18 protein-coding genes are annotated in these 21,113 nt (G+C 72.5%); 8 read left to right on the forward strand and 10 right to left on the reverse strand.

Annotation, left to right across the window (positions count from 1 at the left end; genetic code table 11):
- The first annotated feature begins 70 nt into the window (after positions 1-70).
- The 3 genes from NFX31_RS03230 to NFX31_RS03240 all read left to right on the forward strand — a co-directional run bounded on the left by NFX31_RS03230 (position 71) and on the right by NFX31_RS03240 (position 3,136).
- The gene (locus NFX31_RS03230) at positions 71-1,681 is read left to right on the forward strand and encodes an alkaline phosphatase family protein (RefSeq protein WP_262956771.1); all 1,611 of its coding nucleotides are present in this window, start codon (positions 71-73) and stop codon (positions 1,679-1,681) included.
- Between the two features lie 95 nt (positions 1,682-1,776).
- On the forward strand, positions 1,777-2,310 hold the full coding sequence (locus tag NFX31_RS03235) for a VOC family protein (protein ID WP_045251638.1): 534 nt from the start codon (positions 1,777-1,779) through the stop codon (positions 2,308-2,310).
- The gene (locus tag NFX31_RS03240) at positions 2,303-3,136 is read left to right on the forward strand and encodes a MerR family transcriptional regulator (RefSeq protein WP_262956772.1); all 834 of its coding nucleotides are present in this window, start codon (positions 2,303-2,305) and stop codon (positions 3,134-3,136) included. Before NFX31_RS03235 ends, NFX31_RS03240 begins: the two co-directional genes overlap by 8 nt.
- A 3-nt stretch (positions 3,137-3,139) precedes the next feature.
- Here NFX31_RS03240 and NFX31_RS03245 read toward each other — a convergent pair whose 3' ends face one another.
- The 5 genes from NFX31_RS03245 to NFX31_RS03265 all read right to left on the reverse strand — a co-directional run bounded on the left by NFX31_RS03245 (position 3,140) and on the right by NFX31_RS03265 (position 8,888).
- Positions 3,140-3,982, reverse strand: coding sequence for an HpcH/HpaI aldolase/citrate lyase family protein (locus tag NFX31_RS03245; RefSeq protein ID WP_262956773.1), 843 nt, complete (start codon positions 3,980-3,982; stop codon positions 3,140-3,142).
- Positions 3,982-4,467: a MaoC family dehydratase gene (locus NFX31_RS03250; protein WP_262956774.1), complete on the reverse strand. Its 486-nt coding sequence runs from the start codon at positions 4,465-4,467 to the stop codon at positions 3,982-3,984. Before NFX31_RS03250 ends, NFX31_RS03245 begins: the two co-directional genes overlap by 1 nt.
- Positions 4,464-6,605, reverse strand: a complete 2,142-nt coding sequence (locus NFX31_RS03255; protein WP_276553879.1) for an acetyl/propionyl/methylcrotonyl-CoA carboxylase subunit alpha — start codon at positions 6,603-6,605, stop codon at positions 4,464-4,466. Before NFX31_RS03255 ends, NFX31_RS03250 begins: the two co-directional genes overlap by 4 nt.
- A 5-nt stretch (positions 6,606-6,610) precedes the next feature.
- The gene (locus NFX31_RS03260) at positions 6,611-8,218 is read right to left on the reverse strand and encodes a carboxyl transferase domain-containing protein (protein ID WP_262956775.1); all 1,608 of its coding nucleotides are present in this window, start codon (positions 8,216-8,218) and stop codon (positions 6,611-6,613) included.
- Positions 8,219-8,330: 112 nt separating this feature from the next.
- Positions 8,331-8,888 (reverse strand): phosphorylase family protein, encoded by a 558-nt coding sequence (locus NFX31_RS03265; protein ID WP_045248844.1) that lies wholly within the window; start codon positions 8,886-8,888, stop codon positions 8,331-8,333.
- Between the two features lie 92 nt (positions 8,889-8,980).
- Between NFX31_RS03265 and nadE the strand changes: the two genes are divergently transcribed.
- From nadE to NFX31_RS03280, 3 genes are all read left to right on the forward strand, one after another.
- Positions 8,981-9,799 (forward strand): ammonia-dependent NAD(+) synthetase, encoded by an 819-nt coding sequence (gene nadE / locus NFX31_RS03270; RefSeq protein ID WP_262956776.1) that lies wholly within the window; start codon positions 8,981-8,983, stop codon positions 9,797-9,799.
- A gap of 110 nt (positions 9,800-9,909) precedes the next feature.
- The gene (locus tag NFX31_RS03275) at positions 9,910-13,578 is read left to right on the forward strand and encodes a TM0106 family RecB-like putative nuclease (RefSeq protein WP_262957243.1); all 3,669 of its coding nucleotides are present in this window, start codon (positions 9,910-9,912) and stop codon (positions 13,576-13,578) included.
- Entirely contained in the window at positions 13,568-14,335 is a 768-nt protein-coding gene (locus tag NFX31_RS03280) for a GNAT family N-acetyltransferase (RefSeq protein ID WP_262956777.1), read from the forward strand. Before NFX31_RS03275 ends, NFX31_RS03280 begins: the two co-directional genes overlap by 11 nt.
- A gap of 21 nt (positions 14,336-14,356) precedes the next feature.
- Here the strand turns inward: NFX31_RS03280 and upp are convergent, their stop codons facing one another.
- Entirely contained in the window at positions 14,357-14,989 is a 633-nt protein-coding gene (upp, locus tag NFX31_RS03285; RefSeq protein WP_045248847.1) for a uracil phosphoribosyltransferase, read from the reverse strand.
- A 106-nt stretch (positions 14,990-15,095) separates the two neighbouring features.
- Here upp and NFX31_RS03290 point away from each other — a divergent pair, with 106 nt between their 5' ends.
- The gene (locus NFX31_RS03290) at positions 15,096-15,527 is read left to right on the forward strand and encodes a nucleoside deaminase (RefSeq protein ID WP_045248850.1); all 432 of its coding nucleotides are present in this window, start codon (positions 15,096-15,098) and stop codon (positions 15,525-15,527) included.
- A gap of 110 nt (positions 15,528-15,637) precedes the next feature.
- Here the strand turns inward: NFX31_RS03290 and NFX31_RS03295 are convergent, their stop codons facing one another.
- Positions 15,638-16,528 carry an alpha/beta hydrolase gene (locus tag NFX31_RS03295; protein ID WP_262956778.1) on the reverse strand — a complete coding sequence of 297 codons (891 nt, stop codon included), beginning with the start codon at positions 16,526-16,528 and terminating at the stop codon, positions 15,638-15,640.
- 10 nt (positions 16,529-16,538) lie between these two features.
- Positions 16,539-17,510 carry a cation diffusion facilitator family transporter gene (locus tag NFX31_RS03300; protein WP_045248777.1) on the reverse strand — a complete coding sequence of 324 codons (972 nt, stop codon included), beginning with the start codon at positions 17,508-17,510 and terminating at the stop codon, positions 16,539-16,541.
- Positions 17,511-17,749: 239 nt separating this feature from the next.
- On the opposite strand from NFX31_RS03300, the gene proC reads away from it, so the two are divergent.
- The gene (gene proC, locus NFX31_RS03305; RefSeq protein WP_262956779.1) at positions 17,750-18,586 is read left to right on the forward strand and encodes a pyrroline-5-carboxylate reductase; all 837 of its coding nucleotides are present in this window, start codon (positions 17,750-17,752) and stop codon (positions 18,584-18,586) included.
- A 129-nt stretch (positions 18,587-18,715) separates the two neighbouring features.
- Here proC and NFX31_RS03310 read toward each other — a convergent pair whose 3' ends face one another.
- Together NFX31_RS03310 and NFX31_RS03315 are read right to left on the reverse strand one after the other, a co-directional pair.
- Positions 18,716-20,308 (reverse strand): hypothetical protein, encoded by a 1,593-nt coding sequence (locus NFX31_RS03310; protein WP_262956780.1) that lies wholly within the window; start codon positions 20,306-20,308, stop codon positions 18,716-18,718.
- A complete protein-coding gene (locus NFX31_RS03315; RefSeq protein WP_262956781.1) occupies positions 20,290-21,075 on the reverse strand; it encodes an ABC transporter ATP-binding protein in 786 nt (261 codons plus the stop codon). Before NFX31_RS03315 ends, NFX31_RS03310 begins: the two co-directional genes overlap by 19 nt.
- Positions 21,076-21,113: the final 38 nt, after the last annotated feature.

Genomic DNA, 21,113 nt, shown 5'->3' on the forward strand with positions numbered 1-21,113 from the left:
GCGCGGCCGGGGATCTACTCTCCCTCTGTCCGGCGCCTCCGCCGGCGCAGACCCAGAGGGAAGGTCCTTCGTGTCCCAGCGCTTCGCCATCCTCGCCGTCGCGGCTCTCGCCGTCGCCGGATCGCTGCTCCCCGCCAGTGCCGCACTCGGTGCGCCGGGCGGATCCCCCGGCGCACCGGGCGGCGGGTCGTCGCACTCCGCGAAGGGCGGACCCACCACGATCCCCGGCGGCTTCAAGCACCTCGTCGTGATCTACGAGGAGAACCATTCGTTCGACAACCTGTACGGGAAGTGGGGCGAGGTCGGCGGCGTCGCCGTCCGCGGCACCCAGAGCGTTCCGCAGGTGGCGCAGGACGGGAGCGCCTACGCGTGCCTGCCGCAGCTGGACGCGAACCTCACGTCGCCGCCGCTGTCCGACACCTGTCAGGACGCGACGCACGGCATCGCGGCGAGCCACTTCGGCAACCAGACGTTCACGATCGACGACTACATCCACCCGACCGACACGACCTGCCCGCCCGCGGTGGCCGGCACCCCGTACAAGCCCAACGGCTGGCTGAACGGCACGGGAGAGCCCGGCGGGTGCACGCGTGACCTCGTGCACCGCTTCTACCAGGAGCAGTACCAGCAGGACGGCGGGAAGATGGACCGGTACGTCACCGGGTCCGACGCCGTCGGCCTGACCCAGGGGCAGTACGACACCACGAAGCTGCCGATCTACCAGTACCTGCACGCGGACGGCGCCCCGAACTACGTCGTCGCCGACAACTTCTTCCAGGCGGCGTTCGGCGGATCCTTCCTGAACCACCAGTGGCTCATCGCGGCGCGCACCCCGCTGGACACCACCCCGTCGGTGGCCAACTCGGTGCTCGACGCGAACGGCATGCCGAACAACTACCCGAAGTACACGGCGACCGGCCCCGTCAAGGACAGCCAGTGGACGCAGGCGTGCCCCGCCGGCGGCAACGACTACGCGGCGGCATGCGGCAACTTCGCCATCAACACGATCCAGCCCGCGTCCGCACCGCACAACAGCGGCACGCAGCTGCCGCTCATCGACGACACCCAGTACCCGAACATCGGCGACCGGCTGAGCACCGCGGGGATCTCCTGGAACTGGTACGCGGGCGGCTGGGACGATGCGGAGGCCGGGCACCCCGGCGTGAACTTCCAGTACCACCACCAGCCGTTCAACTACTTCGCCGCCTACGCTCCCGGACAGCCGGGCCGCGCGCACCTCCAGGACGAGAAGAACTTCATCTCGGCCGCGCAGAACGGGACGCTGCCGACGGTGAGCTTCGTGAAGCCCTACGGCGACGAGAACGAGCACCCCGGATACGCCAGCGAGCCGGACGGATCCGACCACCTCGTCGACCTCATCAAGACGATCACGAGCGGCCCCGACGCCAAGGACACGCTCGTCGTGGTGACCTACGACGAGTTCGGCGGACAGGCCGACCACGTCGCCCCGCCGGTCGTGGACAAGTGGGGCCCCGGCACCCGGATCCCGGCGCTGCTCATCAGCGCCAAGTTCCAGGCGTCGAGCGTCGACCACACCCTGTACGACACGACCTCGATCCTGGCCACGATCGAGCGCTCGTATCACCTGGCGCCGCTCAGCACGCGCGACTCGTCGGTGAACCCGCTGTACACGGGCATCAAGCTGGGTCTGGACGGCTAGCCGGTCGGCCCCGGGCTCCGTCTGAGCGATGGCGTCCGGGGCCCCCGACCGGCCGCGCTTGACCCTGACGTGACGTGAGGGCCCAACGTGGCCTCATGAGCGATTACTACGAAGCCTTCGAGATCAGTCCTGTGCCGGCTCCCGGCCCCGACGCCGTGCCGCCTGAGCCGTATCGCGGCATCTACGGAATGCCGGCCTACGTCACCGTCCCGACGCGGGATCTGGATGCGTCCGTCGCCTTCTGGACGCAGGGACTCGACTTCTTCGAGCTGTTCCGCACTCCCGGACGGCTCGTGCACCTGCGCCGCTGGGCGTTCCAGGACGTGCTGCTCGTGCTCTCCGACCAGGTCCAGGAGGCGGCGCCGGCGATCGGCATCGGCTTCTCCTGCGTTCTGCAGCAGCTCGATCCGATCGCCGCGGCCTGCCGCGCGCTTCGACCGGACGCCGTGCGGGGACCGGCCGACACCTTCTGGAACACCCGGGAGCTTGAGGTGATCACACCGGAGAATGTGCGGGTGGTCTTCACCGCGGCCAAGCCCTACATCCCCGGATCCCACGAGGCGCAGAACCTCGCTGCGATGGGCATCGTCGGTCCCGCGCACGAAGGGCACAATGAGGGAGATGCGTGATTCCCCCGTCCCCGCCGGCCTCGGAGGAGCCGCGGCGTCGGCGGACGGGCTGACCGTCGGCCGCGTCGCGGACTCCCTGGGGCTGACGGTGCGCACCCTGCACCACTGGGACGCGGTCGGACTCGCCTGTCCGTCGCTGCGCACGCCCGGAGGTTACCGCCTGTATACGGCCCCGGACGTGGAGCGGCTGCAGCGGATCGTCGTCTACCGCGAGCTCGGTCTGGGCCTCACCGGGATCCGTGCGCTGCTGGACGACTCGCACGCGGCGGCGCCGGCGGAGCTGCGGCGTCACCGGGAGCGGATCCGCGAGCGCATCGCCCGCCTCGAGCAGCTGGACACCGGGCTGGAGCGGATGATCTCGGCGCACGAGCGCGGGATCCTCCTCACATCCGAGCAGCAGCGGGCGGTGTTCGGGCCCGATTGGGATCCCGCGTGGGTCGAGGGCGCGCGCATGCGCTGGGGCACGACGGCCCAGTGGGCCCAGTACGCGGAGCGCTCGGCCGAACGCGGCACCGAGGAGTGGCAGACGATCGCGGACGCCATGGCGGAGTTCGAGGGGGCGCTCGCGGACGCGCTCGACCACGGGGTAGCGCCCGGTGAGCCCGCGGCGGACCGCCTCGTCGACCGCCACCGCGAGGTGTTCTCCGCATACTTCCCGCTCAGCCGTTCGATGCAGGTGTGCCTGGCCCGGATGTACCGGGCGGATCCGGCCTTCGCCGCCCACTACGACGGGATCCGCCCCGGTCTCGCGGACTGGTTCCGTGCGATCGTCGACGAGAGCGCCCGCGCACACGGCGTCGATCCCGACACCGCCGTCTGGGAGTGACGGTCAGCGCCCGAGGACCGCTCTCGCCTGGCGCAGCACCGGCTCGTCGACCATCCGGCCCTCGAACCGGAACACCCCGGGCTGCCGCTCCGCCTCGGCGAGCACGCGCTCGGCCCAGGCCCGCTCCTCGGGAGTCGCGGCATAGCCCTCGCGGATGACGGCGACCTGGCTCGGGTGGATGCACGCGGTCGCGTCGAAGCCGCTCGCGGCCGCGTCCTCGACCTCGGCGCGGAGTCCGTCGGCGTCGGCGATGTCGAGGTGGACGGAGTCGATCGCGGCCCGGCTGGACGCCTTGGCCGCCAGCAGCACGCGCGAGCGGGCGTGCCGCGCGACGTCGCGGTAGCGTCCGGCATGGGGCCCCGTGGTGAGACGGCTCGACCGGCCGCCCATGCTCGCCACCAGATCCTCGGCGCCCCACATCAGGCCGATCGTCGCGGGGTGCGCGGCGATCTCCTCGGCGCGCGCCACCCCGCGTGCCGTCTCGCACAGGGCGAGCACGCGCAGGCCCGCCGCGTGCAGCGCGTCGAGGTCGGCGGCGGACTCGGCCTTGGCCAGCATCGCCGTCCGGTAGGGCGTGCGGGACAGCGTCGCGAGATCGAGCGCGTGGTCGGCGGTGCCGGCGGGATTGACGCGCACGATGGTGCGCTGCGGATCGAGGGCAGACCCGCCGAGGCGCTCGCGAGCAGCGGGCTTGTCGGCAGGGGCGACCGCGTCCTCGAGATCCAGGATCACCATGTCGGCCGCCGCGAGCGCCTTCGCGTACCGGTCGTCGCGGTCCGCGGGGCAGAAGAGCAGCGCCGGCCCCGGGAACGGGCGGGCCGGCAGCCCGCCGGAGGGCCCCGCCATCAGGCGCCCGCCTCCGCAGGCACGCACCGCACGAGCGTGGACCGGGTGGCGAGGGCGACGACCGTGCCGTCCTGGTTGCGTCCGGTGTGGGCGAGCTGCACGACGCCCTGGCCGGGACGCGACGCCGAGAGACGCTTCGAGACGACGAGCGTCTCCGCGTACAGGGTGTCGCCGATCCGCACGGGTGCGGGGAACGAGACGTCGGAGAAGCCGAGGTTCGCCACGATCGTCCCCATCGTGAGCTGGGCCACCGAGAGCCCGACGAGCGTGGAGAGCGTGAACATGCTGTTCACCAGGCGCTCGCCGAACTCGGTGCCGGCGCTCCAGGCCGCGTCGAGGTGCAGCGCCTGCGTGTTCATGGTCAGAGTGGTGAACAGCACGTTGTCGGCCTCGGTGACCGTGCGGCCGGGCCGGTGCAGATAGATCGCGCCCTCCTCGAACTCCTCGAAGTACAGGCCGCGCTGCTCGATGCGCTTTCCGGTCATCGGCGCTCCTCCTCGATCCTTGAACCGGTCCGAGCCGCCTCGTCCGCCGCGGGGGTGATCGTGGCGAGCGTCTGCCCGCGGGCGACGGTGTCGCCCTGTGCGGCGTGCACGTGCACCGTGCCGGCGACGCCCGCGCGCAGCACGTGCTCCATCTTCATCGCCTCGACGACGAGCACCGGATCCCCCTCGGCCACCTGCTGGCCGTCGGCGGCGTGCACGAGCACGACGGTGCCCGGCATCGGCGAGTCGAGGTGCGGCTCGCCGGCAGCCGCGGCCCCGCCGCCGTGCGCGACCCGGGCGACCGACACCTCGAGCACGGCGCCGCCGTGGGCGATCGCGACGCCGCCGGCACCCGAGGCCAGCGCGGCGACGGTGCGGGAGACGCCGTCGATCGCGATGGTGCGGCGCAGGCCGTCTCCCTCGCGCAGCGACGCGGGCAGCGGATCCGATCCGTCCACGCCGACGGCGAGCGACGCCCCGGATCCCGTCACCCGCACCTCGGCGCGGCGCTCGCCGCAGACCAGCGGGTACCGGCGGGGCGCGGCGGGGCCGAGGCGCCAGCCGTCGTGGCGCGTCCACGGCCCCGTGGCAGCCGGCTCGGGCGAGCACGATGCAGGAGAACCGGCATGCTCCGACCCCGCCGCAGCCGAAGACACCCCCGAACTCCTGGGTCGTGTCGCGGCGGCCGCCGTCGCCGCCGCGTCCAGCAGCAGGGCGGCCTCGGCGAACAGCCGGGGATCCGCCTCGGCGAAGGCGAGGTCGTCGAAGCGTCGCGCGATGAGGTCCGTGTCCAGATCGCCCGCGGCCACCTCCGGCAGCTCCAGAAGCGCGCGCACGAACTCGACGTTCGTGGGGAACCCGAACACGGCCGTGTCGTCGAGCGCGCGCACGAGACGCCGCAGGGCCTCGTCGCGGTCGGATCCGTGCGCGATGACCTTCGCGAGCATCGGGTCGTAGTCGATCGACACGTCCAGGCCGTCGGCGATCGCGGTGTCGACCCGGATCCCCTCGCCCGCGGGATGGAGCACGCGCTGGACCCGCCCGCCGGTCGGCAGGAAGCCCGCGGACGGGTCCTCGGCGTAGACGCGCGCCTCGATGCTGTGCCCGCGCAGCCGCACCTCGTCCTGTCCGAATGCGAGCGGGGCTCCCGCGGCGATGAGCAGCTGCTGCTCGACGAGATCCAGCCCGGTGACCTGCTCGGTCACCGGATGCTCGACCTGCAGCCGCGTGTTCATCTCCATGAAGAAGAACTCGTCGGGCGCGGCCGCCTCGACGATGAACTCGACGGTGCCCGCACCGCGGTACGCCACGCTGCGCGCGGTCTCGCACGCGGCGGCTCCGATCGCGGCGCGCGTGGCCGCGTCCAGCAGAGGGGAGGGGGCCTCCTCGATGACCTTCTGGTGCCGGCGCTGCAGCGAGCACTCGCGCTCGCCGAGGTGCACGACGTTCCCGTGCGCATCGGCCAGGATCTGCACCTCGATGTGGCGCGGCGTCGTGAGGTAGCGCTCCAGGAACAGGGCGTCGTCGCCGAAGCTCGCCGCCGCCTCGCGCCGTGCGGCCGCGATCGCGTCCGCGAGCTCCGCTTCCTCGGCGACGACGTGCATGCCCTTGCCGCCGCCGCCCGCGGACGGCTTGATGAGCAGCGGATACCCGATCCCGGGGGCCGCGGCGGCGAGCTCGGCGTCGGTGAGCCCCGGCCTGGCGATGCCGGGCACGGTGGGCACCCCGCGCTCGGTCACCGCGAGCTTGGCGGTGATCTTGTCGCCCATCGTGCGGATGGCGTCCGCGGTGGGGCCGATGAAGACGATGCCCGCCTGCTCGCAGGCCTCCGCGAAGGCGGCGTTCTCGGCGAGGAACCCGTAGCCCGGGTGGATCGCCTGCGCGCCCGTGGCGCGTGCGGCGTCGAGCACGGCCTCGATGGAGAGGTAGCTCTGCGCGGCCGGGGCGGGCCCGATCCGCACGGCGACGTCGGCGAGCGCGACGTGCCGTGCTCCGGCGTCCGCGTCGCTGTAGACCGCGACGGAGCGGATCCCGAGGCGTCGCAGGGTCGCGATGACGCGACAGGCGATCTCGCCGCGGTTGGCGATGAGGACGGTGTGGAACATCTCGGGGATCTCCGTGCGGGGCGTCTCGGTCATCGTGATCACATCCGGAAGACGCCGAAGCGCCGGCTCGCCGCTGTGCCGGTCTCGTCGAGGGGTGCGCGGAGCACCACGTCGAGCGCGAGCCCGAGCACGTCGCGGGTCTGTCCCGGCTCGATGATCCCGTCGTCCCACAGCCGTGCGGTCGAGTAGTAGGGGCTGCCCTGCTCCTCGTAGGCGGCGCGGATCGGAGCCTGGAACGCGGCCTCCTCCTCAGGGGACCACGTGCCTCCCGCGCCCTCGATCTGGTCCCGCCGCACGGTCGACAGCACGGACGCGGCCTGCGGGCCTCCCATCACCGAGACCCGCGCGCCGGGCCAGAGCCAGAGGAACCGCGGGGAGTACGCCCGGCCGCACATCGAGTACGTGCCGGCGCCGAAGGATCCGCCCACGACGACAGTGAGCTTGGGCACCGTCGCCGTCGCCACGGCGTTCACCATCTTCGCGCCGTGCTTCGCGATCCCGGAGGCCTCGTATTCGCGGCCGACCATGAACCCCGTGATGTTCTGCAGGAACAGCAACGGAGTGCGGCGCTGCTCGCAGAGCTCGATGAAGTGCGCGCCCTTGAGCGCCGACTCCCCGAACAGCACGCCGTTGTTCGCGATGATGCCGACGCGGTGCCCGTGGATGCGCGCGAACGCGGTCACCAGCGTCGTGCCGTACTCGGGCTTGAACTCGCTGAACGCGCCGCCGTCGACGATCGCCCGGATGATCTCCCGTGCGTCGTAGGGAACGGTGAGCTCGACCGGGACGACGTCCTGCAGCTCGACCGCGGGGGGATCCACGACCGCGGCGGGCGGCTCGGGCGTCGGCGCGGCGTCCGGCAGGGTCGCCACGATGTCGCGGACGATCTGCAGCGCGTGCTCGTCGTTCTCGGCGAGGTGGTCGGCGACGCCGGAGATCCTCGTGTGCACCTCGCCGCCGCCGAGCTCCTCGGCCGTGACGACCTCGCCGGTCGCCGCCTTCACGAGCGGTGGCCCGCCGAGGAAGATCGTGCCCTGGCCGCGCACGATCACCGTCTCGTCGCTCATCGCGGGCACGTACGCGCCGCCCGCGGTCGAGGAGCCGAGCACGGCGGCGATCTGCGGGATGCCGTCGCGCGACATCCGCGCCTGGTTGTAGAAGATGCGGCCGAAGTGGTCCCGATCCGGGAACACCTCGTCCTGCATCGGCAGGAACGCGCCGCCGGAATCGACCAGGTAGACGCAGGGGAGGCGGTTCTCCGCCGCGATCTCCTGCGCGCGCAGGTGCTTCTTGACCGTGATCGGGTAGTAGGTGCCGCCCTTGACCGTGGCGTCGTTGGCGACGACCATGACGTGCCGTCCGTGGATCAGCCCGATCCCGGCGATCACGCCTGCGGAGGGGGCGTCGCCGTCGTACAGGCCGTAGCCGGCGAGAGGTGCGATCTCGAGGAACGGGCTCCCGGTGTCGAGCAGGCGGTCGACCCGGTCGCGGGCGAGCAGCTTGCCGCGCTCGGTGTGCCGCAGGCGGGCCTTCTCGGGGCCGCCGAGCGCGGCCTGGGCGCGACGCTCGCGCAGCTCCTCGACCAGCTCGCGGTAGGTCGGCGAAGCGACGCTCGGCGCGGTTGATTCGGACACAGCACCCTCCATCGGGCGACGTTGCAGCAGTCGGTGGACTCGGGATTCAGATTAGCGAGCGTTAACTGAAATGTCCACGACGAGGAGGAGTGCGCGGCGACCGGGGCGGCGGGGCCGCCCGGCGTCAGACTGCGTACTCGGCGCGGATCCGGTCGCGCAGCTGCACGCTGCAGGCCGCCACCGTCTCGTCCCACACCGTCGTCGCGCCGTCCTGCGCGGTGTCGGAGATGGCGCGCAGCACCCGGATCGGCACGCCGAACTGATCGGCGACCCAGACGTAGGCGTAGGTCTCCATGTCCACCAGGACGCCGCCGAGGCCGCGGATGCGCTCGACGACGGAGACGTCGTCGACGAAGCTGTCGCCGGTCGCGATGACCAGCCCGTCGCGGCCCGTCGCGACCCGCGGCGGCAGCGAGACGTGCTGGCCGATCACGCCGTCCAGATCCTGCACGTCGTGCTGGATGGCCGCGGTGATCTCGTAGACGCCGCCGGGAAGGGCGGGATCCACGCCGCCGGCGGTGCCGACCACGACGATCTCCTCGTAGGCGGTCGCGTCCAGCGCGCGGGTGAGACCGTAGGCCGCCTTGAGCTTGCCGGGGCCGGTGACGAGCCGGTCGAAGCCCTCCAGCGTCTCGGGGAAGGCCTGCAGTTCGGAGGCGAGGGCGGCGACGAGGAGTCTCATGGATCCATCCTCCCGCATGTTCACACACCCGTACTTCGACGGGCTCAGCAACCAGTCTGGGGCGATACTGGATCCACGACCGAAGGAGAAGCATGACCCTGCAGCAGGACATCGCCGCCGACCTCGGGGTGCGCCCCCTCATCGACCCCGTCGCCGAGATCGACCGGCGGGTCGGCTTCCTCGTCGACTACCTGCAGCACACCGGGGCGAAGGGCTACGTCCTCGGCATCTCGGGCGGCCAGGACTCGACCCTCGCCGGCCGGCTCGCCCAGCTCGCGGTGGAGAAGGTGCGCGCCGAGGGCGGCCAGGCCGCCTTCATCGCGGTCCGGCTGCCGTACCGGGTGCAGCACGATGCCGACGACGCGACGGCGGCGATGGCGTTCATCGCGCCGGACGAGGGCGTCGAGGTCAACATCGAGCACGGCGTGGACGGCCTCGAGAGCGACCTCGAGGCGGCAGGCCTGGAGGACGTGGCCGACTTCCACCGCGGCAACATCAAAGCGCGCCTGCGCATGGTCACGCAGTACGCGATCGCGGGGCAGCGCGGCATGCTCGTGATCGGCACCGACCACGCGGCGGAGGCCGTGACCGGGTTCTTCACCAAGTTCGGCGACGGCGCGTGCGACCTCACCCCGCTGTCCGGCCTCTCCAAGCGGCAGGGCCGCGCGCTGCTGCTCGAGCTCGGCGCACCCGAGCGCCTCGCGTACAAGGTGCCGACGGCCGACCTGCTGGACGGCACGCCCGGACGCGCCGACGAGGACGAGCTCGGCCTCACGTACGAGCAGATCGACGACTACCTGGAGGGCCGTGAGGTCGCCGCCGACGTGGCGCAGCGCATCGAGGCGCGCTACCTCGCGACCTCGCACAAGCGCCGCCAGCCGGTCACGCCCGACGACACCTGGTGGCGCTGAGCGTCCGCGCCCTCGTCGTCGACGACCCCGGCACTGTCCGCGGCCCCGTCTAGGGTCGAAGGGACGGCCCGATCCGTCGCCCCCGAACGACAGGAGCCCTCGTGCGCGTGATCACCCCTTCCGGATCCGAGACGACCGGATCCGATGAGGGCGCGGCCGGCTCCGCACGCCGGGTGATCTGGAGCGCCACCGACCTCAAGCTCGCCGCCGAGTGCGAGTTCGCCTGGGCGCGTGCGCTGGACGCCAAACTCGGTCGCATCGAGGCGGTCGAGGATCCGGAGGACGCCACGCTCGCCCGCGCTGCGGCGATGGGCGACGCCCACGAGCTGGTCGTGCTCGACGACTACGTCCGCAGCCACGGGCGCTCGCAGGGCGGAGGGCCGGGAGTCGTCGAGCTGCCGAAGGTGTCGTCGACCGACGCCGAGGCGCTCGCCGCAGCGGTCGCGGAGACCGGGCGCGCGCTGCGCTCCGAGGCGACCGTCGTGTACCAGGCGGCCTTCTCGACGCCCGAGTTCGTCGGGTTCGCGGACTTCCTGCTGCGGGATCCGGACGGCCGGTGGCGGGTGCAGGACTCCAAGCTCGCCCGCACGGCGCGCGTGACGGCTCTCATGCAGCTGGCGGCATACGTCGATCAGCTCGATCGGCTCGGGATCCCCCGCGCGGATGAGGTCGACCTGATCCTGGGCGACCGGAGCGTGTCCACCCATGCCGTGCGCGACCTGCTGCCGCTGTTCCACGTGCGCAGAGCGCGGCTGCGCGCCCTCATCGCGGACCGGCGCGTCGAGGAGGGCGCTGCCGGCGCGCCGCTCCCCTGGGGCGATGACCGCGGAGACCTGCAGGTGGTCGCCTGCGGGCGCTGCGCCACGTGCGAGGCCGAGGTGATCGCCCACCGGGATCTGCTGCTCGTCGCGCGCATGCGGCCCGTGCAGAGGGCGCGGCTCCGCGCGAACGGCATCACGACGATCGACGATCTCGCCGCGGCCGCGGAAGCCCCCGAGGGCATGAGCGCGGAGACGTTCGAGGCGCTGCGCGCGCAGGCCCGGCTGCAGCTCGCCGCCATGTCCGCCGATGCCGCCGCGATGGAGGCGGGGGAGGCCGACGCCCATCCGGTGCCGCCCTTCGAGGTCGTCTCCGCCGCGGCGATCGGGATGATGCCGCGACCCAGCCGCGGCGACCTGTTCTTCGACTTCGAGGGCGATCCGCTCTACACCGAGCCGGGGGAGGGACAGCCCTGGGGGCTGGACTACCTGTTCGGCTGGGTCGACGATGCGGAGCAGTACTCGGCGCTGTGGGCGCACGACTTCGCCGCGGAGAAGCAGGCGCTCCTCGACTTCCTCGACTTCGTGGCCGCGCGCCGGGCGGCGCATCCCGACATGCACATCTATCACTACGCGCCGTACGAGACCTCGCATCTGCAGAACATGGCGGAGCGGTACGGGGTGGGCGAGGCCGCCGTCGACCGGCTGCTGCGCGAGGGCGTGTTCGTCGACCTCTACCCGCTGGTGCTGCGCACGGTGCGGATCGGATCCCGCTCCTACTCGATCAAGAAGCTCGAGCCGCTGTACATGGGCGCCGAGGTGCGCACCAGCGACGTGCAGAAGGGCGACGACTCGATCGTCCAGTACGTGCAGGCGCGGGGGCTCGCCGCCTCCGGCCGCACCGAGGAGGCCGACCGGATCCTCGCCGACCTCGCCGACTACAACCGGTACGACTGCGTGTCCACGCGGAGGCTGCGCAACTGGCTCGTGGGTCTCGCCCGCGAGGCCGGGGTGCTTCCGGCGCCCCCGGACGAGCCGGAGACCCGCGCCTACGAGCCGGCGCCGCTCTCGCTCGCGCTGCAGGCTGAGGGACAGCGGGTGCACGAGGCGGCCCGGGACGCGGGGGAGACCGGCGCGGCACTCGAGCGGGCAGGTCAGACGCACCGGGTTGCGGCCGCCGCGATCGACTACTTCCCGCGCGAGGCGAAGAGCTTCTGGATCTCGCACTTCCAGCGCCTGCGCGAGCCGGTGACCCTGTGGGAGTCCACGCGCGACGTGCTGCGGATCGATCCGGATCGCTCGACGGTCGTGCAGGACTGGGGTCAGGAGGAGGGCGCGCGCGCCGTGACCCGCCTCGTCGACCTGCACGGCGAGCTCGCTCCGGGCAGCACGCTCGGCGTCGGTGGCAGCCCGTTCGCGCTGTACGCCTCCCCGCCGCCGTTCTTCGGGGAGTTCCCGTCGCGTGTGATCCACGTGCCGCACGAGGTGGAGATCGTCGACGTGCGCGACGACGGATACCGGATCCGCGAGCGCTCGATCGGCGGGCAGACGTGGGACGAGCTGCCGCTGGCGCTCACTCCCGCCGCTCCGCCCCGCGTGAACTCCCTGCAGAGCGCGATCGAGGAGTGGGCGGGTGCGGTTCTCGACGCCGCGCCGGAATTCCCGGAGGACGCGGCGACCGATGTGCTGCGCCGAGCCGTGCCCCGCACGGTCTCCGGTGCGGCGATCCCGGTGGCCGACGGGGACGCGGCCGACGCGATCGTGCGCGGCGTGCTCGACCTCGACCGCAGTTATGTCGCCGTGCAGGGCCCTCCCGGCACGGGCAAGACCTACACCGCGTCGCACGTGATCGCCCGCCTGGTGAACGAGCACGGCTACCGCATCGGAGTGGTGGCGCAGTCCCACTCGATCGTGGAGAACCTGCTGGAGCGGGTGGTCGAGGCAGGGGTGCCGGCGTCGCAGGTCGCAAAGGCGCCGAAGGATCCGGAGGCGGAACCCGTGTTCACCGCGATCCGCAAGGACGGCATGGCCGGATACCTCGCCGAGCAGGCCGCCGCCGGCGTCGGCTGCGTCGTCGGCGGGACGGCGTGGGACTTCTCGAACACGCGGCGCGTGCAGCGCGGAGAGCTGGATCTGCTCGTGATCGACGAGGCAGGGCAGTTCTCGCTCGCGTCGACGATCGCCGTGGCCGGCGCCGCGCAGCGCCTGCTGCTGCTCGGAGATCCGCAGCAGCTTCCCCAGGTGAGCCAGGGCACGCATCCGGAACCCGTCGACACCTCGGCGCTGGGCTGGGTCATGCACGAGAAGGCCGTGATCGATCCCGCGCACGGATCCTTCCTCGCGCGTTCCTGGCGCATGCATCCGGCCGTCGCCGCCCCCGTCTCGGAGCTCGCCTACGCCGGCGCCCTCGCCTCGGCGCCGGGCGCCGAGCGCCGCACCATCGACGGAGTGGAACCGGGCCTGCACGTGCGTCGGATCCGGCATCGGGGCAACGCCACCCAGTCGCCCGAGGAGGCGGCCGAGGTGGTGCGCATCGTCCGCGACCTGGTCGGACGCGCCTACTCCGACGGCATGGAGGGCGCGGCGCCCCGGCCGCTCCAGCAGGCCGACATCATCGTGGTCGCGCCCTACAACGCCCAGAAGCAGCTGATCCTCGACGAGCTCGCGGCCGCGGGTCTCGGCGACGTCGCCGTCGGCACGGTCGACAACTTCCAGGGGCGCGAGGCCGTCGTGTCCATCACGTCCCTCGCCGCGTCGAGCGGTCGCGACGCTCCCCGCGGCCCGGAGTTCCTGCTGCTGCAGAACCGGCTCAACGTGGCGATCTCCCGCGCCAAGGTCGCCGCGTACCTCGTGCACTCGCCGGCGCTTCTCGACGACCTGCCGTGGACGCCGGAGGGGGTCGCGCGGCTCAGCGCGTTCGCCCACCTGGTGGGTGCCGACCGCGATGCCGACGCACCGGGTGGCCGACGCTCTGCTGAGGCGGATGAGCTCGTCACGGCCGGCGTCGCCGATGCACACTGAGGCCGAGATCGCCCGGGCGTCCGCGGCGTGGATCTGGTTCCCGCGTGACAGCGAGCACGAGCGGTCCGCCCTGCAGCTGGTCCGCTACCCGGCCCGTTTCGGGGGTGGAGTGCGCGGTTCGCAGATCGCGTCGGAGCTCGACGCGGCAGCGGTGCTCGACCATGCGATCGCGCGCACTCGCGCATGGGGTGAGGAACGCCTCGTCGTATGGACGAATGCGGCCGACAACCCCGACCTCGAGGACGAGCTGCGACGACGCGGCGCCGTGCACGACGACACACTGACGGTCTTCGCGCGTCCGGTCCCCGGCGACCCGATCGCGGTGCCGGAGGGCCGGGCGGCGCAGGTCGTGCAGACTCTGCAGGATGTGCGGGACGTCGATGTCGTCAACGTCGCGGTCTGGGATCAGGCCCCTCTCGATGAAGGCGGGCTGCGCGCAGAGTTCGCGGAGGTCGCGGCCGATGCCGCGGCGGGAACCGGCGCGCGGGTGCTGGCCCGCATCGACGGGAGCCCGGCCAGTACCGGTGGCTGCACCATCGTCGACGGTTTCGTCCGGCTGTGGGGTGCGGCGACGATGCCCCGGTTCCGCGGCCGCGGCGCCTACCGCGCGGTGCTCGCCGAGCGGCTGCGCGTCGGTGCCGAGCGCGGAGCGCGCACGGCGCTCGTCAAGGGACGCGTCGAGACGTCGGCGCCGATCCTCGAGCGCTGCGGCTTCACCGCGTACGGCGAGGATCGCAGCTACGTGCTCGCCGTGTGAGCGAGCGGATCGGGCAGAAGGTCAGACCGTGCCGTACAGGCGGTCGCCGGCGTCGCCCAGGCCGGGAACGATGTAGCCCTTCTCGTTCAGGCGCTCGTCGAGCGCACCGAGGACGAGGGTGACGTTGCGGTCGCCGACGAGGCTCTCGATCGCGGCGACGCCCTCCGGGGTGCCGAGCAGGCAGATCGCGGTCACGTCGTCGGCGCCGCGGTCGAAGAGGAACTGGATCGCGGCGGCGAGGGAGCCACCGGTCGCGAGCATCGGGTCGATCGCGAAGCACTGCCGGCCGCTCAGGTCGTCGGGCAGCCGCTCGGCGTAGGTCGTCGGCTCGAAGGTCTCCTCGTCGCGGACCATGCCGAGGAAGCCCACCTCGGCCGTCGGCAGCAGCTTCACCAGGCCTTCGAGCATGCCGAGTCCGGCGCGCAGGATGGGCACGACGATCGGGCGCGGCTCCGAGATCTTCACGCCCATCGTCGTGGTGACGGGCGTGGTGATCTCGATCGGCGTGACCCGCACGTTCCGCGTCGCCTCGTAGGCGAGCAGCGTCACGAGCTCCTCGGTGAGCTGGCGGAACACCGGCGACGGGGTGCGCTCGTCGCGCAGCACCGACAGCTTGTGGGTGATGAGGGGGTGGTCGGCCACGTGAACGCGCATAGAGACAGAGTATCCGGTGACGGACGTGCGGCTAGGCTCGTCCCGCGGGACGACGGCGGGAGTGACGGTGGGCGAGACGGCGGAACCGGTGACGGACGCGGCGGCGATGGACCGCGCGCTCCGGCTCGCCGCCGATGCCGCAGCCGCCGCCGAGATCCCGGTCGGCGCGGTCGTGCTGGATCCGGAGGGGCGGTTCCTCTCCGAAGGGCGCAACAACCGCGAGGAGACCGCGGATCCCACCGGGCACGCGGAGATCGTCGCGCTGCGGGCGGCTGCCGCGGCGCGCGGATCCTGGAACCTCAGCGGCTGCACGCTCGTGGTCACGATGGAGCCGTGCGTGATGTGCGCGGGGGCGATCCTGCAGTCGCGCGTCGGTCGCGTGGTGTTCGGCGCCTGGGACGACAAGGCGGGGGCGGCCGGGTCGCTCTACGACGTGCTGCGCGACCGCAGGCTCCCGTACCGGGCGGAGGTCGTGGGCGGAGTCCGCGAGGCTGAGGCGGTCTCCCTCCTGCGGACGTTCTTCACCCCCCGCCGCTGACCCCCCCGGCCCGGCGCTGTTCCTCTTTCCGTCTATTTGCGTCAGATCGTGGCGTACAGGGCCCTAAGCCCACGGTTTGACGCAAATAGACGGAAGCGGGACGGGGGCGGTCAGAGCTTCGGGCGGCGGGCGGCGAGCCTGCCCAGGCGCTCCACGGCGAACAGATACGCCTGCGCGCGCCGGTCGAAGTAGCCGCGGTGACGCACGCCGCGGTCGTCGACCTCGGTGCGCGAGGCGTGCCCGTCGGTCGCCTCGCCCTGCTTCCCGCCGGATCCGGGGATCGGCCCGCCGTCGGACGAGTACACGATCGCACCCTCGATGTCGCGGGGATCGACCGGGTGCGCCCCCAGGCGGCCCAGCGGGGCGGTGGCGTCGGTGGACGCCTCCGTGGCGTAGAACGAGAACTCCCGCGCCGAGATGCCCGCCGCCACGGCGTCCGCGGCCATGCGCGTCATCCCTGCCGAAGCGATCGAGAACGCCATGGAGACGGGGCCCGCGCCGTCCAGGAGCACGAGCTCGCCGAACAGCGTGGACGAGTACGAGTAGGCGAGCACCGCGATGCGCGCGCTCGGATGACGGTGGCGCATGCGCACGAGGTCCCCCGCCAGACGCGCGGCGCCCACCGTGGCGTGCTTGGTCGCGAGCGCGGAGAGATGCGTCCCGGAGTCGTAGCCGAACCACGCGACGGTCGCGATCCGCGCGGATCCGCCCCGGAGCAGACTCGCGCGGATGGTGTCGGCGCACAGGTCCTGCGCGATCTCGGCCCACGCGGGGAAGGCGGCGAGATCCGTGTCGATGCCGTGCAGCACGACGACGATGAGGTCGGCCCCGTCGAAGTCGCCGAAGGCGACGGCCGCGCGCGGCTCCTCGCCCTCGAAGAACAGCGAGATCAGCTGGGCCTGCGGATCCGCGTGCAGCACGTCCTGCACGTGCTGCAGCTTCTGCCGCGCGTCCGCCGAGACCGAGGGATCGGCCAGCGCCTTCGCGAGCGGGTCGACCATGACCGTCCGGTCAGTCGGCGGAGCGCAGCACGAACGCGTCGGTCGAGGGGGAGGGATCCAGCGAGGGCCGGTAGATGTCGGGCTCGAGGTAGATCACGCGCGCCGCGGGGACAGCCTCGCGGATCCGCGCCTCGATGGCGTCGATGTCGTCGGCCGCGGCCCGCACGGTCTTATCCGAGGTCAGCGCGATCTTGGCGGCGACGAGCAGCTCGTCGGGGCCGAGGTAGAGGGTCTTGATGTGGATGAGCTTCTCGACCTCGTCGCCCGCGTGGATCGCGTCGACGATGCGGTCGTAGTCCGCCTCGTTGGCGCCTTCGCCGACCAGCAGGCTCTTGGTCTCGATGCCCAGGACGATCGCGATGAGCACGAGCAGGAGGCCGATCATCAGCGTGCCGAGGGCGTCGAAGACCGGGTTGTGGGTGATGAGGGTGAGGCCGACGCCGAGCAGGGCGAAGAGCAGGCCGGCGAGTGCGCCGGTGTCCTCGAGCAGCACGACCGGCAGCTCCGGGGCCTTCGCCCGCCGGATGAACGAGATCCACGACTGCCCCTGCGGGCGCACGTGGTTGCTCTCCTTGATCGCGGTGCGCAGCGAGAACGACTCCAGCACGATCGACACGATCAGCACGGCGAGCGGCAGCCACCACCAGGTCTTGTCGAGCTCGTGCGGCTCGATCAGCTTCTGCACGCCCTCGTAGATCGCGAACACGCCGCCGACGGAGAACAGGATGATCGACACCACGAACGCGGACACGTAGCGCTCCCGGCCGTAGCCGAACGGGTGCTCGCGATCCGCGCGCCGCTGCGCCTTGCGGCCGCCGAGCATGAGCAGCAGCTGGTTGCCGGAGTCGGCGACCGAGTGGATGGCCTCGGCGAGCATCGAGGCGGATCCGGAGAGCAGCCACGCGATGAGCTTTGCGAGCGCGATGCCCATGTTCGCGAGGAACGCCGCCAGGATCGCCTTGCCGCCACCGGATGCACTCATGCCACGAGTCTAGGCCGACGCGGTGCATCCCACCCGGCGACCGACGCCGTCATGCCGGCGGTCGGACACGGGGCGGTGGGCGCTCGGACGGGACACGGTCGGCGCTCGGGCGGGACGCGGCCGGCGGCCGGGCACAACGCAGGAGGATCGGGGCCTTCCGGCCGGATCCGACGCCGACGGGCGGTCCTCCTGCGTTGTGCTCCGGGGCGGGCTGGGATTCGGCCTCGTAGGATGGCGGCATGCTCGAAGCGCTCCCCTCTGTCGCATTCCTCGGTGCCGGGTCGATGGGCGGCGCGATCCTGCGCGGCGTCGTCGCGAGCGGGATCCCCGTCGACGGAGGCATCACCGCCACGAACCGCACCACGGCCCGCGCCGCCGAGCTCGAGGGTCTCCCCGGGGTGCGCTCGATCGCCCTCGCGCAGCAGCCGGACGGCAACGCGGTCGCGGCTGCCGCGCGCATCGTCGTGGTCGGCGTCAAGCCCGCGATGGTCCCGGATCTGCTCGACGAGATCTCCCCGTACCTGCGCGAGGACGCCATCGTGGTGAGCATCGCGGCCGGCGTCACGCTGGCGACGTTCGCGGCGCATCTGCCGGCGTCGACGAGCGTGCTGCGCTCGATGCCCAACACCCCGGCCACGGTGGGCCGTGCGGTCACCGGCCTCGCTGCGGCCGCGGGCGTCACGGCGGAGGAGCGCGCACTCGTGCGCCGCCTGTTCGAGACCGTCGGCACCGTGATCGAGGTCGCGGAGGAGCAGATCGACCCGCTCTCGACGATCTCCGGATCCGGTCCCGCGTATGTCTTCCTGCTGATCGAGGAGTTCACCAAGGCCGCGATCGGCAAGGGCTTCGCCGAGGCGGAGGCGCGACTCATGGCGGAGCAGACCTTCATCGGCGCCACGGCCCTGCTCGAGGCGTCGGGGGATGACCCGGCCGAGCTGCGCCGACGCGTCACGAGCCCCAAGGGCACGACCGAGCGCGCCGTCGCCGTGCTCCAGGATGCGGACCTCGCGTCCCTGTTCGCCCGCGCCACCGACGCGGCGCTCGCCCGGGCCCGCGAACTCGCCGCCGGGGCCTGAGCACGGGCGCCGGACCACCCCCGCCAGGCCGCCCCGCCGGGCCGCCGCGCCAGACCACCCCCGCCGGGGCTCCGCGCCAGACCGCCCGTGCCAGAGCGCCGCGGCCTGAGCGCCGTACCGCTCCGGGCGTCAGGCTTCGCTGGCGACCTCGGCGAGCACCTCGGGCCAGCGGCGGTCCAGGATCCGTCCGCCCAGCACCGTGCCGGCCCAGATCGCGAGGCCGCCGAACAGCACGGCGCTCGCGAGGCTGAGCCAGCCCAGCCACGGGGTCCAGATCGCGGCGATCGCGAGACCGAAGGCCGTGCCGCCGATGAGCAGGCTGAGCGGCGCGATGATGATCATCGCGAACATCGACTGCACGCCGCCGGACGATCCGCGCCCGAGCGGGTTCGCCTCCGGCGCAGGGGCGCGGCCGGGCAGGAACGTGCCCACCCAGATCCCGACGCCGGCGGACGCGGCGCCCATGCCGAGAGCCGCGCCGAGGCTCGCGGGGATCAGGTCGGCCCGTCCCGCCAGCAAGCTCGCCGCGACGCACAGCACGATCGTGACGGGCACGGCGATGATCCCGAACCCGAGCACACGCCCGGCGCGATCGGCCCGCCCCGGCACGCCCGTGTGGATGTGCAGCGCGATCGCGTCGTTGTCGTAGGCGATGCCCATCTGCACGATCGTGCCGATGATCAGCGCGTTGATCGCGGGGATGAGGATCGTCGCGGGACCGAGCGTGAACGAGTCGCTGCCCCGTCCGTTCATGAGCGTCATCCCGATCAGGAGAGCGGGCAGCAGCAGCATCATCGCCGTGTTGATGACCTGGCGCGGGTCGCGCCGCGCGTAGCGCAGGGTGCGCGCCGCGATCGCGCCGACCGCGGACGCCGGCAGGATCCGGTCGAGGAGTCCGCCGGAGCGCACCCGCCCGCCGCCGCGGCTCTGGATCGGCGCCACCAGGCGCGCGGCGAGCAGTCCGCGCGCGGCGAACCACAGGCCTGCCACGGTGGCGAGCGCGACGAGGAGGCGCAGTCCCGCGCCGGCCATGTCGTCGGTGGCGAGGGACGCGGACACTCCGAACACCGCGCCCAGGGGCGTCCATCCGGCGGCGTCGGCGATCACCGGAAGGAGCGCGGCGGGATCGGCGAGCTGCCCGAAGGCGCGGATCACGACGTTGATCAACAGTCCGGAGCACGCCACGACGAGCACGCCGACCGTGATCACCAGGTCTCGCATCCGTCGCCCGGCGAGCCAGCCCGCCAGCAGCCCGCTGACCACGCGCGCGCCGAGCACGCAGGTGGCCAGCGCCAGGGGGACGAGCACCGCGGCGGAGGCCAGCGCGAGCGGGCTGACCGACCAGCCGACGAGCATGAGCAGCAGGGCGGCCGTCGTGCCGATGCCTCCGATCGTGGTGGCGCCGGCGACGACGAGTCCCGGCAGCAGGGAGCGGGCGGTGACCGGCAGCAGTGCGAAGCGCTCGGGAGCGAGCGAGTCGTCCACGCTCACGACGATCGACCCGATCCACCAGACGAGCACGATGGCCGCGCCCACCACCACGAGGGTGCGCACGGCGGCGTCGGGGGCGGCGACGCGCAGGGCGACCAGCCCTCCGGCGAGGGTCGTGAGGAGGCCGAGGGCGATCAGTCCCGAGACGACGAGGGAGACGATCATCCACGGGTTGCGCGTCAGCTGGTGCCCCAGCTGCTTCCAGCGCAGGCCTACGAGGAGCGCAACCATGCGAGCGTCTCCGATCCGAGCTCATGGGCGCCGACCAGGCTGAGGAAGCGCTGCTGCAGGGTCTCGCCGGCGCGCACCTCGTCCAGGGTGCCGTTGGCGAGCAGGCGCCCGTCCGCGACGATCGCCACGCGGTCGCACAGCGACTCCACCAGCTCCATCACGTGGCTGGACATCACGACGGTCCCGCCGCCGGCGACGTAGGCCCGCAGGATCTGCCGGATGGTCTCGCCGGAGACGGGATCCACCGCCTCGAGCGGCTCGTCCAGGATGAGGAGCCGGGGTGCGTGGATGAGGGCGCAGGCGAGCCCGATCTTCTTGCGCATGCCGGCGGAGTAGTCCACGACCAGGGTGTTGCCGGCGTCGGCCAGACCGAGCGCCTCCAGCAGCTCCGCCGAGCGCGCCGCGACGTCGGCCTCGGTCATCCCGCGCAGCAGGCCCGTGTAGCGCAGCAGTTCCGCACCGCTCAGCCGATCGAGCATGCGCACGCCATCGGGGAGCACGCCCATGCGCCCCTTGGCCGCCGCGGGGTCGTGCCACACGTCGGCGCCGAGCACCTGTGCCGAGCCGGCGTCCGGCCGCAGCAGCCCTGTGGTCATCGCGAGCGTCGTGGTCTTGCCGGCGCCGTTCGGGCCGAGCAGTCCCAGCATGGATCCGGCGGGCACGTCGAGCCAGAGGTCATCGACGGCGACCTTCTGGCCGAACTGCTTGCGAAGGCCCTGCAGGGACAGCACCGGCGGGGCGGCGAGGGGCGCGGGGGAGTCGGTCATCTCTCCATCCGACCATGCCGCAGGCGGCGACGTCATCC

The sequence above is a fragment of the Microbacterium azadirachtae genome (assembly GCF_025583665.1).
In the GTDB taxonomy this organism is placed as follows: Bacteria; Actinomycetota; Actinomycetes; order Actinomycetales; family Microbacteriaceae; genus Microbacterium; species Microbacterium azadirachtae.

Coding starts and splice junctions, on each gene's coding strand:
- NFX31_RS03310 (WP_262956780.1), bottom strand. CDS start 20,308: ATGGTTGCGCTCCTCGTAGGCCTGCGCTGGAAGCAGCTGGGGCACCAG.
- NFX31_RS03255 (WP_276553879.1), bottom strand. CDS start 6,605: ATGACCGAGACGCCCCGCACGGAGATCCCCGAGATGTTCCACACCGTC.
- NFX31_RS03280 (WP_262956777.1), top strand. CDS start 13,568: ATGCACACTGAGGCCGAGATCGCCCGGGCGTCCGCGGCGTGGATCTGG.
- nadE (WP_262956776.1), top strand. CDS start 8,981: ATGACCCTGCAGCAGGACATCGCCGCCGACCTCGGGGTGCGCCCCCTC.
- NFX31_RS03265 (WP_045248844.1), bottom strand. CDS start 8,888: ATGAGACTCCTCGTCGCCGCCCTCGCCTCCGAACTGCAGGCCTTCCCC.
- NFX31_RS03290 (WP_045248850.1), top strand. CDS start 15,096: ATGGACCGCGCGCTCCGGCTCGCCGCCGATGCCGCAGCCGCCGCCGAG.
- NFX31_RS03250 (WP_262956774.1), bottom strand. CDS start 4,467: ATGACCGGAAAGCGCATCGAGCAGCGCGGCCTGTACTTCGAGGAGTTC.
- NFX31_RS03240 (WP_262956772.1), top strand. CDS start 2,303: ATGCGTGATTCCCCCGTCCCCGCCGGCCTCGGAGGAGCCGCGGCGTCG.
- NFX31_RS03300 (WP_045248777.1), bottom strand. CDS start 17,510: ATGAGTGCATCCGGTGGCGGCAAGGCGATCCTGGCGGCGTTCCTCGCG.
- proC (WP_262956779.1), top strand. CDS start 17,750: ATGCTCGAAGCGCTCCCCTCTGTCGCATTCCTCGGTGCCGGGTCGATG.
- NFX31_RS03235 (WP_045251638.1), top strand. CDS start 1,777: ATGAGCGATTACTACGAAGCCTTCGAGATCAGTCCTGTGCCGGCTCCC.
- upp (WP_045248847.1), bottom strand. CDS start 14,989: ATGCGCGTTCACGTGGCCGACCACCCCCTCATCACCCACAAGCTGTCG.
- NFX31_RS03245 (WP_262956773.1), bottom strand. CDS start 3,982: ATGGCGGGGCCCTCCGGCGGGCTGCCGGCCCGCCCGTTCCCGGGGCCG.
- NFX31_RS03315 (WP_262956781.1), bottom strand. CDS start 21,075: ATGACCGACTCCCCCGCGCCCCTCGCCGCCCCGCCGGTGCTGTCCCTG.
- NFX31_RS03295 (WP_262956778.1), bottom strand. CDS start 16,528: ATGGTCGACCCGCTCGCGAAGGCGCTGGCCGATCCCTCGGTCTCGGCG.
- NFX31_RS03260 (WP_262956775.1), bottom strand. CDS start 8,218: ATGGAGGGTGCTGTGTCCGAATCAACCGCGCCGAGCGTCGCTTCGCCG.